Source organism: Paenibacillus sonchi (genome assembly GCF_016772475.1).
In the GTDB taxonomy this organism is placed as follows: Bacteria; Bacillota; Bacilli; order Paenibacillales; family Paenibacillaceae; genus Paenibacillus_AQ; species Paenibacillus_AQ sonchi.
This window is the reverse complement of sequence record NZ_CP068595.1, coordinates 4164324-4177290: the sequence shown is the minus strand read 5'-3', so window position 1 is coordinate 4177290 and position 12967 is coordinate 4164324. Positions and strand designations below refer to the sequence as shown.

The window sequence follows — 12967 nt, the reverse complement described above, 5'->3', positions numbered from 1 at the left end:
TATTTACTATTCTTCGCGTTTCTCAGCCAGTGCTACAGGAGCAGAAGCTGCAGGCTGGGTTACAGCCGGACCGGAAGATGCCGGGGTGTGCGTATTCCCTCTGGTCAGTCCCTTGATCAACGCCTCCACATCAATCCCGGACACACTCTTCAGCATTTCAGGAGCCGTGGACATCAGCTGGGTCACATAGTTGCTGACCCGGGCCGCCCCCTCCCCGTTGCCGGTATCCACCACCGTAAGCTTATCGATCGAAGTGAGCGGCTCAGCGATGCGTCCGGCCAGCTCAGGCAGCATTTTCACGATAATATCGAGTACAGCGGCCTCGCCGAATTTCTGGAACGCTTCCGCCAGCTTCTCCTTGGCTTCCGCTTCCGCAAGACCGCGCAGCCGGATCACCTCGGATTCCGCTTTACCTTTGGCCAGTTCAGCATCCGCCACCGCCTGGCCTTCCAGCCGCTTCTGCTCTGAAGTCGCCCGGGCCTGGGTTTCAATGCTGTACTGCAAGGCATCCGCTTCGCGCATTCTCTTCGCCTTGTCGGCTTCCGCCGCCTGTTCCACCGCATAGCGGTCCGCTTCGGCTTTTTTCTTCACTTCCGCATCATACTGCTTCTCACGGACCTGAATTTCCTTGGCCTGGAGGTCAATCTCACGTTCCTTGCGGACCAGTTCGACCTTCATCTGCTCCTCTACCACTGTCTGTTTGGCACGTGCCTCCTGAATGTGGTACGCCTGGTCAGCTTCCGCCTTCGCGGTATCCTGATCGCGCTTAAAAGCGGCAACCTTGAGCTGGTTATCCTTGGAGGCTTCGGCAATGTTCGTGTCGCGCAGCAGCTCGGCCTTCTGCCCCTGTTCTTCGGCATTGGCCTTTTGAATCCGCGCATCCCGCAGCGCTTCCGCTTCGGCAATCTCTGCATCCCTTTTAACAGCCGCAATCCGCGGCTTCCCGAGCGCTTCCAGATATCCATGCTTGTCGCGCACATCCTTTATCGTGAAGGAGACAATCTGCAGCCCCATTTTTTTCAGATCACGTGCAGCTACCCCTTGAACCTCCTGGGCAAAACGGTCACGGTTGCGGTAGACCTCCTCCACGGTCATCGAACCGAGGATTGCCCGCAGATGGCCCTCCAGCACCTCCTGGGCTTCGCTCTTCAGCGCATCAATCGGCTTGCCCATGAACTGCTCGGCTGCGGTAGCCACATCCTCGGTGGAGCTGCCCACCTTGATAATGGCCACCCCGTCGGCAATGACAGGCACCCCTTGCTCCCGTGTACACCTCCGGTGTCGTCACATCGAGCTTGTGGGACAGCAGCGACATGAATTCCGCCTTCTGGAAGACCGGAAGAATAAATGCCCCGCCTCCGCGGACGATCTTGATTTTGCGGCCGGAGCCGTCATCGGATATATGATTGCTGCCAAGGAAGGAACCGGTAACGATCATCCCTTCATCGGGGCCTACCGTCTTGTACCGCGCCCAGAAGGCAATCCCGAGCACCAGAAGCACCGCAATTACCACAGCCGGAATAAACAAAAAATCAGGCAAACCAAACATTACGCATCCACTCCTCTTCGCTGTTCGAATTCAGACACAAGCGCAACACCATCTTCGACATCGACCACTACAACCTTAATTCCGGCAGGCAGAGGATGATGATCAAAGCTGGCCGCCGTATGCAGACTGTTGCCTGCACCGAACTTCACCATAATCTCGCCGTAGCCCTGTGCCGGAACGGGGACGGTAATTTCCCCAATTTTGCCGGGCAGTTCACTCATGGAAAACCCGCTGGACATTTCGCTCTTGTTCACAGGCTTCACTACGCCCAGATACATGACCACGCCCATAAACGCCGCCGTCAAGAGAGACAATGCCAAAACCGGCCCCTTCTCCAGACTGCTGTAGCGGGTCAGCAGAATGCCTGCTCCCCCGAAAACGGTGATGCCTCCGGCCAGAACCGCAGGGCTGATAAAATGAAAGGACACCACATCAAAAATTCCGTCCAAAGCACTACCGATCAGATCTCCCAAAAGTACGCTGACTACGGCAAAAATGACGCCAAGCGCCAAACAGCCCAAATACAGCGTTTCCATATCGTTCTCCTCCCGTCTTTACTTCCGGACTGTCATAATAGCTTAAACGTATAAACCATGTCCTTGGTTTCACAATCTTGGGTATTTATCTCAAGAATGTATGAAATCAAGGAGTAACCATACAGAAACGCCACATAATCAACCTCATCAGCGGGGCCATCCCTGAGGTCCAGCCGGGCTTAGCCGGGACCCCGATAAAATAACCCCATGGGGCCTTTGCATAGAAGCGATTCAGATACTTTGCGGGGACCCAATGTACAAGTAGAAACGGCTACGCCGTCCTTATTAGGACGGTACCCGTTTCAGCGAGAAATAGAAGGATAATTTATAGCGTGAAGCATAGAAATTCTTATATTTTAAAAAAAGCCGCCCCCTAAGGGGCAGCTCTTGTTCATAGTCACTGAACGGCAGCGGGCTGCCGGATGCTTTTACAGTGCCATTGTATAAATTTCTACAACGTCTTCACGCTGCAGCTTGCGGAAATTGCCGAATGGTCCAAAGCGGACGGCTTTGTCGGCCATACTGCCGATTTCACTGCCGTCGATATCGTAGTCGCCCAGTGATTTTGGCGCGCCGATGGAATCCCAGAAACGGCGCAGCGCTTCAATGCCCTCCAGGCCAACTTCTTCATCGGATCTGCCAGCAGCCTCAATGCCGAATACGTTCACAGCCAGCTGGCGGAAACGGGCAGGATTCGTGCTGAGATTGTATTTCATCCAGTGCGGGAAGAGAATCGCCAGCCCGCCGCCGTGCGGAATATCGTAAACCGCCGATACGGCATGCTCAATATTGTGGGTAGCCCAGTCACCGGCAAAACCCATGCTGACCATTCCGTTGAGTGCCATGGTCCCGCAGTACATGATCGTTTCACGCAGCTCATAGTTGTTCAGGTCTTCAATCAGCTTCGGCGCTGTGTCAATCACCGTGCGCAGCAGCGTCTCACAGAACCCGTCCTGGACCGGAGTATTGCCATCGGTATGGAAATAATGCTCCAGCACGTGGGACATGATATCTACCATGCCGTACACGGTCTGGTCACGCGGCAGGGAGAAGGTATTCTCCGGATCAAGGATCGAAAAGGCCGGAAAGGCGTGCACACTCCCCCAGCCCATTTTTTCTTTGGTGACTTCATTGGTAATCACGGAGCCGTTGTTCATTTCAGAGCCTGTAGCAGCCATAGTCAGCACTGTACCCAGCGGCAAAGCTCCCTGCGGAGCCGCCTTGCGCTCCACAAAGTCCCACATGTCTCCATCATACTTCGCACCGACTGCAACCGCCTTGGCGCAGTCCAGCACGCTTCCGCCGCCGACGGCGAGAATCAGCTCAATATTCTTCTCGCGGCACAGGGCTACACCTTTATGTACGGTGGACAGGCGCGGATTCGGTTCTACGCCGGACAATTCCGTAACTACAGCACCGATGGCCTTCAACCCGGTAATTACATTATCGTACAGACCGCTGCGCTTGATGCTGCCGCCGCCGTACATCAGCAGTACATTTTTGCCGTATTTCGGTACTTCGGTCTGAAGCGCGCTTAAGGTACCTTGTCCAAAAATCAACTTGGTAGGATTATAAAATTCAAACTTGCGCATAAGGATGAACCCTCCGTTATTTCAGGAATGTGATGCAATAACCTATTATAGACCTCTCGCCCGCAGCATTCAAACCAGCACTTCATAACATCCGCCGGGTGTAAGAAAATAAATAAGGGGTACGCTTCGCCTCCCCCAAAACATAGCACAAAAACGGCTGTGCCGTCCTCCACGGGACAGTGCAGCCTTCTTGTTTCTAGCGGTTACCAGGGAAATGACTCCCCCCTCAGACCTCGGCCTTCAACGCTCCAACAACGGCATTTCTGCCGTTGTTTCCGGGCAAACCAGCCTTCGACGCCCCAACAACGGCATTTCTGCCGTTGTTTCCAGGCAAACCAGCCTTCAACGCTCCAACAACGGCATTTCTGCCGTTGTTTCCGGGCAAACCGGCCTTCGACGCTCCAACAACGGCATTTCTGCCGTTGTTTCCGGGCAAACCGGCCTTCACGCTCCAACAACGGCACATTTCTGCCGTTGTTCGTTACAAATGGGTCCAAAGTAATTATTCTACAACTTTAAGTATAATTTTATCCACATGCGGAAGTAATCATAGTTTCCTATACAAGAACAAAATCACCCAGCGGGGTGAAAAACAGCCCGGAGCTTATGACCACAGCGATTTCCTCACCGTGTCAAAATCGACGGGGCACGTTAGGGGTACGTTGGGAGCACGTTGGGGGTACGTTGGGGGTACGTTGGGGGTACGTTGGGGGTACGTTGGGGGTACGTTGGGGGTACGTTGGGGGTACGTTGGGGGTACGTTGGGGGCACGGATGGTTGTACCCTTAGGCAAAATTAGCGTCATTTGGCCTCTTGACGATAGATCCACGGGTGATGCGGACAGGAGAGCCTTTATTTTGCCGATTCAGGCGGCTCAGCAGGCTATGCGGACTGAGATGCCTTTATTTGTGCCTTTCCCCTTTATTCCAGGCTCAAATGAACGATATAACGGCTTCTGAGTCCGTATCCGTCAGGAAAGCAAGCTTTCTTGCAAAATAGGGCCTTCTCTGTCCGCTAATTCCGCCGGTGGAGCCTATTCCGACTGCACCTTCCTATTCTTCTGAAGCTTCATAGATCTCCACTTTGTTTAGCATTGCATAGTTTCCTATACAAGAACAAAAATGCCCCCGCGCCGCAGCGGCCGGGGACATTTCCTAAAGCAGAGCTATACAATTAGCAGAGCCTGCACGGCTTCGCCGAAGCCCTGTACAGCCACAGGAACTGTGCAGACGCCGGCTCAGCGGAAGCCCAGACTGTGGGCAAAACGGCGGAAAGCCGCCTGGCCTGCCGGTGTCCGCTTATAGACACCCGCATGCTCCAGAATGTGGGTGAACTTAATGCCGACCTCATTCTGCACGGTCTTGACTGCCTCTTCACGCTCCATAGCAGTGCCGAAGCGTGCGGCCAGCTCCTGAATCCAGGAAGCATGCTGCGCCAGCGCATGATCTGCCTGGGACTGCACGGCTTCCAGCAGAGCTGTATCTCCGGCGAGAATTCCGGCGATGGCATCCAGCTCCTCCTTCAGGCGGCCGGGTAGAATGGCCAGCCCCATTACCTCGATCAGGCCGATATTTTCTTTTTTGATATGGTGCATCTCCCGGTGCGGGTGAAAAATCCCTTCGGGATGCTCCTCGCTGGTCCGGTTGTTGCGCAGCACCAGATCCATCTCAAATCCGCCGTCTTCCGACCGGCGTACGATCGGAGTGACGGTATTATGCCGCGTCTGCTCCCCGTCCACCTCACTTGCGGCCAGGACTTCCGCTTCAGGATCACTGTAGACTTTCCAAGCTTCATAGAATTCATTACCGCATTCGAGCAGCACTGCCGGATCGGCTCCCTGCAGACGCAGCACCGACATTGGCCACTTCACGATGCTGAGGCTGACACCCGGATAGGCAGCGTGGGTGAAGGTAATCTCCTTCGGTGCTTTCTGGATCGGGAAAGTATGGCGCCCGCCCTGAAAATGGTCATGGGTCAGAATCGAGCCGCCAACAATCGGCAGATCGGCATTGGAACCGATGAAGTAATGCGGAAAAGCTTCCACAAAGCTAAGCAGGCGCTTCAGCGAATCTTTCGTCAGCTTCATCGGCACATGATCGTGGTGGAACACGATGCAGTGCTCATTGTAGTAGACATAAGGAGAATACTGGAGGAACCAGTTCTCGTTGTTCAGCTTCAGCGGAATAACGCGCAGATTCTGCCGCGGCGGGTGATTGAGCCTTCCGGCATAACCAACATTCTCGCGGCAAAGCAGGCATTTCGGATACACCGGCGGCGGAAGCAGCCGGGCCATGGCGATTTCCTTCGGATTTTTCTCCGGCTTGGACAGATTGATCGTCATCTCAATGCCGCCGTACGGGGAATCCTGCAGCCAGAACACATTTTTGGAGATACGGTCCATACGGATATAATTGGAATCAATGCTCAGCTTATAAAAGCGGTCGGTTGCCGCCTCAATGCCCTTCTCCGCGGAAAGCCTGTAGAACTCGGCATTGACCTCGGAAGGGCGGGCCATGAGGAGGCCCATGATTTTGGCGTCCAGCAGGTCGCGGTACGTATCGGTATTCTCGGGAATCAGACCGGTTTCAAAGCCGTAGTCAATCAGAACATCCAGCGGAGCCTGTGGGCTCTCAAGCGGAGCCTCTGTGAATTCTGCAGCATACGGCTCGCTGAAGCCGAACTGGTCCAGCAGCGCATTGCGGCTGTAGTCGGCATCCGCAGGCTTAATCAGCTGTTGATGACTGGCAAACAGCACCAGCTGTTCGATCGCATGCAGCGCCTTCTGCGCGGCGGGAGCGGCACTCTTTTCGTTATCCATTTCATTACTCCTTCATCTGGCTGTGCTTACCCTAATGGTACAGATATTCGGCCGTGTCGGATATCTATTCCCCATAGCCCTGCGGATTGGCCGAATGCCAGTTCCAGGCGCTTTGGATAATGTCTTCGACATCGGCGTGCTGCGGATTCCAGCCAAGGACAGACCGGGCTTTGTCGGAGGAAGCGACCAGTACAGCCGGATCACCGGCGCGGCGCTCCTGAATCACTACCGGAATATCCAGGCCGGTTACCTTCTTCGCCGTTTCAATAACCTGCTTGACGGAGAAGCCCAGCCCGTTGCCCAGGTTGAAAATGTTGCTGGCACTGCCGCTGCGCAGGTAATTCACTGCCCGTACATGGGCATCCGCCAAATCGCTGACATGGATATAGTCGCGCACACAGGTGCCGTCTTCTGTCGGATAATCGTCACCGAACACCGCAATGCTCTCGCGCTGCTTCAGCGCGGTCTGCAGCACCAGCGGAATCAGATGGCTCTCCGGACGGTGGTCTTCCCCGATTTTCCCGCTGGCATGGGCACCTGCGGCATTAAAATAACGCAGCGCCACATACTTGATGCCCAGCACCTTGTCGAACCAGGCCATCATCCGTTCCATGGTCAGCTTGGTTTCACCGTACACATTGGCCGGTTCCGTGCGGTCGGTTTCCTCAATCGGCACCTTCTCCGGTTCGCCGTAGGTTGCGGCTGTGGAGGAGAAGACGATTTTATCCACACCGGCCTGCTGCATGGCTTCCAAAAGACACTGGGTGCCATACACATTGTTGTCGTAATATTTGACCGGGTCCTTCATGCTCTCGCCAACCAGTGAGCTTGCGGCAAAGTGAATGACGGCATCGATTTTGTTTTCCGAAAAAAGCTTATTCAGTGTTACCTTGTCACGCAGGTCGCCCTCATACAGCTTGCCGCCCAGCAGCGCCTCGCGGTGTCCTGTCAGCAGATTGTCGATCACCACAACCTCTTCGCCCCGCTCCAGCAGCTCCGCTACGGTATGTGAACCGATATACCCTGCTCCACCTGTTACCAGAATCGCCATCTTACTCCACTCCCTTCAGTTCTTCTACACCATTGCCAATCCCGCATACATAAAACTCGCCGATTAAACCGGTTCTGGTTCTGTAAGCTTCTCCTACTTCACGAATAAATCGTTCCACGTCATTCTCATGCACCAGCGATACAGTACAGCCGCCAAAGCCTGCGCCGGTCATCCGGGAGCCGAGAGTGCCGGGAATCTTTTGTGCTTCTTCCACCATGACATCCAGTTCTTCACAGCTGACTTCATAGAGGTCGCGCAGCGAGACATGGGAATCATTCATATACAGACCGAACTGCTTCAGGTCGTTCTGCTTCAGCACTTCCACGGAGTCGAGCACACGCTGGTTCTCTTCCACTACATGGCGGGCGCGGCGCCGTACCGTTTCGTCGGTGATTTTGTCCTTGTGCGCTTCAAACTGCTCAGGCTTCAGCTCTGCCAGGTAGGACAAGCCCGGAACCTCCTGCTTCAAAATCGCCAGGGCCTCTTCGCATTGGCTGCGGCGCTCATTGTATTTGGAGTCCACCAGACCTCTCTTCTTGTTCGTGTTGCTGATCACCAGCTTGTAAGAGCCGGTCACAAAAGGAATCAGGCTGTACTCCAGCGTGTCACACATCAGCAGGATCGCCTGATCGCGCTTGCCGTTGGCCACGGCGAACTGGTCCATAATCCCGGAATTCACGCCCACGTACTGGTTCTCCGCACGCTGCGACAGCAAGGCGATTTCCACAGTATCCGTATCTCCGCCGAGCAGCGTCAGGAAGGCGAAACCGGTAACCACTTCGATGGAAGCCGAGGAGGACAGGCCTGAGCCGTTCGGAATCTCGCCATGGAACAGGAGATCATAGCCTGCAGAGACCGGAAGATCTTTTTTGGCCAGTTCCACCATCACACCTACCGGATAGTCCACCCATTCCCCGGTTTTGGCTTTGCCGATTTCACTGTAGTCAATGGAAGCTTCATATGGAAAATTCGTCGATGCGAACTGAACCCTGCCGTCGCTGCGCGGCCGCACGATCAGTGTAGTCCCAAAGTCCAGCGCTGCCGGAAACACGTATCCCCCGTTGTAATCCAAATGCTCTCCGATGAGATTCACCCGCCCCGGAGCATAGAATATACGCACCTCCTCTGTGCTTTTTCCGTATTTCTCGATAAATTTGACTTTCAGATCCTGTAAGCTCATTAATGCCACTCCATCCTTTCGCTGCTTCTTGCTTGAACTTTGGAAAGCGTATTGCTTCGTTTATGCTTACATTATAATAAAATCAGACTTGCCCTGATAATGCAATCATGTGTGTAATGCATGGACAAATGTGACTTTCCGAAAAAGTGGCGATATAATCAAAAGGTAGTTTCCTCACCTTATCCACCCGTCTGCGCGGTTATGGCAGCGTTAACTCAAGAAAGGCGGTTCCAGCGTGGAACATACTTATTCCGTAGGATCAAATCCCGTGGTTTATGACCGGCAGCATCTGCATGTGCTTTTTGCCGGCGAGAGCCAGACTCTGCCTCTGCATCAGGCCGGTCCCAAAATCTATGATTATTACCTCATGCATTTCATTGAATCCGGCTTCGGAACCTTCCGCACCGAGGAGAGGAAGTATGAGCTTGGGCCGGGTGACTGCTTCCTGATTCATCCCGGACAGCTCGTCAGCTATGTCTCGGACGAAGATCAGCCCTGGCGCTACCGCTGGGCTGCCTTCACGGGCACGGACGCGGACGCGCTCGTGCTGCAGACCGGCTTCACTCCGCAGAAGCCGGTCCTGTCCACCGCCGAAGGCAGTGTATTCCCCGGCGCCCTGGCCGGGATGATGCGTGCCTTCTATGCGGGCATGGAGAGCGCCCATCTCACCTCGCTGGGCTATCTCTATCTGCTCGTCGGCGAAGCAGCCGAACTGCTTCTCGCCTCTTCCCGGCTGCCCGGTGCGGAATCGCAGGTTAAGCGCACCGTGAAGCAAATGATCCACTACATGGCGGCCCAGTACGCCCATCCCGTCTCCATTGAGCAGATGTGCGCCAGCCTCGGCTACAACCGCGCTTATCTGTCACGCATCTTCAAGCAGGAAACGGGCCTGTCGCCCGTGACTTACCTGCTGAAGCTGCGCATCGAGAAATCGCGGCTGCTGCTGCGGGAGCGCCCGGAGCTGTCCGTCGAGCAGGTTGCGGCCTCGGTCGGCCTGACGGATGCCCTGTACTTCTCCCGGCAGTTCAAGCGCTTCTGCGCGCAGTCCCCCACCGCTTACCGTATTGCTACGGCAAGGCATGGGGAGAAGTAGATGGCGGCCCCGGGGGACGGCCGGGGCTCGCGGGTGGCCGGGGCTCGCGGACGGCCGGGGCTCGCGGGTGGCCGGGGCTCGCGGACGGCCGGGGCTCGCGGACGGCCGGGGCTCGCGGAGTTTCTGCCAGCCCACCCTTGATCCAGTTCATCCTGTTCATAATCGCCAACATTGGCTGAACGCTAAGTAGATTTGTACTTACGCCTTTTTGCTCAGATTACTCCCGCTTGAAACTCCACTTGCGGGAGGGTGCTAAGTGGAAAAAGTAAAACTAATCCGCCGGAAATCTGGCGGGAACAGGGTTTAGTGGGATTTTGTCCACTTAATTTAAGCAGTTTCATCACATCCGGACGTTTATGGGCGAATTAGTGGTACTTTTTCCCACTAAATATAGCCCAGCAGACAGTTACGCCGGATTAGTGATACTTTTTCCACTTAAAGTGCCCCGGCGGACAGTCGTGCCGGATTAGCGGTACCTTTTTCCACTATGAGTGCAGCAGCAGATAGTTACACCAGGAGTGCTAAGTGGAAAAAGTAAAACTAATTCGCCGGAAATCTGGCGCGAACAGGGTTTAGTGGGATTTTGTCCACTTAATTTAAGCAGTTTCATCACATCCGGACGTTTATGGGCGAATTAGTGGTACTTTTTCCCACTAAACGTTGCCCAGGAGACAGTTACACCGGATTAGTGATACTTTTTCCACTTAAAGTGCCCCGGCGGACAGTTACGCCGGATTTACGATACTTTGCTCCCACGAGGACCAGCAGACAAACAAGCCGATTAGCGATACTGTTCACGAGCTAAATACGCACGGAGACTAAAAGTCCCGATGATATGTACTTGCGTTAGCAATGCAAGCAGCTCATGCAAATACTTTCGCATGACCGGTCACCGGCCGGACAATCCGCAGTCTGCACGAAAAGCCCGTTTCCGGATCGGCAGGAAGCGGGCTTTTCAGGTGTGATGCTGTTTGTATACAGAGCTACTTATTCTGAACTACTCGCTGTCCGTCTTCAGGATCGTCTCTATCCGGTCCAGCTCCTCCTGCGAGAACTCGCCGTGGGATAATGCGGCGACATTCTCTTCGATCTGGCTGACGCGGCTCGCGCCGATCAGCGCAGAGGTGACCCGGCCGCCGCGCAGGGTCCAGAGCAGCGCAAACTGCGCCAGGGACAGGCCGCGCGAGACGGCAAGCTGGTTGAGCGCGTGAATTTTGCGCAGCACCTCGGGGGTAATCCGGCTTTCGTTCAGAGAAGCGGACGGCCCTGCCGCCCGGGAATCCTCCGGAATCCCGTTGAGGTATTTGCTGGTCAACAGACCCTGAGCCAGCGGGGTGAAGGCGATGCTGCCGATGCCATGCTCCTCCAGCACATCCTGCAGCCCGCCTTCGATCCAGCGGTCCAGCATGGAGTACCGGGGCTGATGAATCAGCAGCGGCGTGCCAAGGCTGGTAAGAATACGGACAGCCTCCGCGGTCTGCTCTGCCGTATAGTTGGACAGCCCGACATACAGCGCCTTGCCGGAACGGACCGCAGTATCCAGAGCGCCCATCGTTTCTTCCAGCGGCGTCTCCGGGTCAGGCCGGTGCGAATAAAAAATATCCACATAATCCAGCCCCAGCCGCTTCAGGCTCTGATCGAGGCTCGCCAGCATATATTTACGTGAACCCCAGTCCCCATAAGGGCCGGGCCACATATAATACCCTGCCTTGGTTGAAACAACCAGCTCATCACGGTAGGGAGCCAGGTCGCGGGCAAGCACCTTGCCGAACATTTCCTCCGCAGACCCGGCGGGCGGTCCGTAGTTATTGGCGAGATCAAAATGGGTAATTCCGAGATCGAACGAGCGGGTAATCATCTCCCGGCCATTTTCATAGGTATTGATGCCGCCAAAATTATGCCAGAGTCCGAGTGAAATTGCCGGAAGCTTGAGGCCGGATCTGCCCGTGCGGTTGTACCGCATCCCTTCATACCGTTCATCGTTAGCCACATATACCATTCTTCATCCCTGCCTCTCGTTTCTCTGATAGACGCGATACCCTATTTTAAACCGCTGAAGGTAAATGTAATCTATATAAGTTGAACTATAGTTTAACATTGTGGGGTATGGTCGTAACTACGGGGAATGTTTGGACTTCCAGCCGCTGTTGTCGTAAGAATTTCTTGATTGAACCGCTTTTAGCGGTTGAAATCCGGTGACTGATTATGCTTCCGAAGCGAGCTTTCCTACGGAAAGCTTTCAGGCGGACGCATTCGCTCTGTAAGTATCCAAACTTCCCCTCCGCACTTCTACCCTTTTTATGAATTTTTTAAGTTCAACTTATATAGTGAGAAGCAGGCCGGTTATAAATATATTGTCTTCCTGCTTCCCGGCATGGCTGCCGGCCGGCTTACAGCAGTTCCTGAATCTTCCCCATCACAGCACCGATCCGGTCCGTAATAATCAGATCGGCCTGATGATCATACGGAGTCGGATCCCCGTTCAGCAGCACGGTATGCCGGCCCCGGAAATAAGTAATCAGGCTGGCTGCCGGCTGCACCGTAAGCGAAGTCCCGCCGATGATGAGCAGATCCGCGGCTGCAATGGCCGCGACCGATTCAACAAGGACATCATGATCCAGCTCCTCTTCATAGAGCACCACATCCGGCTTGATTATCCCCCCGCATTCCGTGCAGCGCGGAACTCCGGCCTCGGAGGCAAGCACTTGGTCCAGCCCATAATAACGCGAGCAATCCATGCAGTGGTTGCGGTGAATGGAGCCATGCAGCTCCAGCACGCGCCGGCTTCCGGCGAGCTGATGCAGGCCGTCGATGTTTTGCGTAATGACCGCTTTGAGCTTGCCGTCACGCTCCAGCTGGGCAAGAAGCTGATGCGCCCCGTTCGGCTTCGCTTCCGGGTGAATCATTTTGCTGCGGTAAAAGTCAAAAAAAATGTCCGGCGAGGACATAAAAAAGCTGCGGCTCAGCATTACCTCTGGCGGATAAGGAGAATTGTGCTGTGTCTGATACAGCCCTGCCGCCGAGCGGAAATCCGGTATTCCGCTTTCGGTGGATGTTCCGGCCCCTCCAAAAAAAACTATGCTCCCGCTGTCCTTAATCCAGGAAACCAGTGTCTGCAATGGGTCCATAAGCCTGCACGCATCCTTTC

Annotated in this window: 9 protein-coding genes and 1 pseudogene; 1 reads left to right on the top strand and 9 read right to left on the bottom strand. The window is 54.8% G+C overall.

Annotated elements, in window-relative coordinates; genetic code table 11:
• Positions 1-6: 6 nt before the first annotated feature.
• The 7 genes and pseudogenes from JI735_RS18410 to JI735_RS18380 all read right to left on the bottom strand — a co-directional run bounded on the left by JI735_RS18410 (position 7) and on the right by JI735_RS18380 (position 8726).
• A pseudogene (locus tag JI735_RS18410) lies at positions 7-1549 on the bottom strand (flotillin family protein).
• Positions 1549-2085, bottom strand: coding sequence for an NfeD family membrane protein (locus JI735_RS18405; RefSeq protein ID WP_020428142.1), 537 nt, complete (start codon positions 2083-2085; stop codon positions 1549-1551). The pseudogene JI735_RS18410 and the gene JI735_RS18405 overlap by 1 nt, the downstream one beginning before the upstream one ends.
• A gap of 428 nt (positions 2086-2513) precedes the next feature.
• On the bottom strand, positions 2514-3677 hold the full coding sequence (locus JI735_RS18400) for an iron-containing alcohol dehydrogenase (RefSeq protein WP_020427311.1): 1164 nt from the start codon (positions 3675-3677) through the stop codon (positions 2514-2516).
• A 226-nt stretch (positions 3678-3903) separates the two neighbouring features.
• Complete coding sequence (locus tag JI735_RS18395; protein ID WP_233475957.1) at positions 3904-4125, bottom strand: hypothetical protein; 222 nt, start codon at positions 4123-4125, stop codon at positions 3904-3906.
• Between the two features lie 789 nt (positions 4126-4914).
• The gene (locus tag JI735_RS18390; protein ID WP_039838227.1) at positions 4915-6495 is read right to left on the bottom strand and encodes a UDP-glucose--hexose-1-phosphate uridylyltransferase; all 1581 of its coding nucleotides are present in this window, start codon (positions 6493-6495) and stop codon (positions 4915-4917) included.
• 64 nt (positions 6496-6559) lie between these two features.
• Complete coding sequence (galE, locus tag JI735_RS18385; RefSeq protein ID WP_039838226.1) at positions 6560-7546, bottom strand: UDP-glucose 4-epimerase GalE; 987 nt, start codon at positions 7544-7546, stop codon at positions 6560-6562.
• A gap of 1 nt (position 7547) precedes the next feature.
• Positions 7548-8726, bottom strand: coding sequence for a galactokinase (locus tag JI735_RS18380; protein WP_039838224.1), 1179 nt, complete (start codon positions 8724-8726; stop codon positions 7548-7550).
• 235 nt (positions 8727-8961) lie between these two features.
• Between JI735_RS18380 and JI735_RS18375 the strand changes: the two genes are divergently transcribed.
• Entirely contained in the window at positions 8962-9819 is an 858-nt protein-coding gene (locus JI735_RS18375; RefSeq protein ID WP_039838223.1) for an AraC family transcriptional regulator, read from the top strand.
• A gap of 997 nt (positions 9820-10816) precedes the next feature.
• Here JI735_RS18375 and mgrA read toward each other — a convergent pair.
• Both mgrA and JI735_RS18365 read right to left on the bottom strand, forming a co-directional pair.
• Positions 10817-11818: an L-glyceraldehyde 3-phosphate reductase gene (gene mgrA / locus JI735_RS18370; RefSeq protein ID WP_039838568.1), complete on the bottom strand. Its 1002-nt coding sequence runs from the start codon at positions 11816-11818 to the stop codon at positions 10817-10819.
• A 391-nt stretch (positions 11819-12209) separates the two neighbouring features.
• Entirely contained in the window at positions 12210-12947 is a 738-nt protein-coding gene (locus JI735_RS18365; protein ID WP_039838569.1) for an NAD-dependent protein deacylase, read from the bottom strand.
• Between the last annotated feature and the right edge of the window lie 20 nt (positions 12948-12967).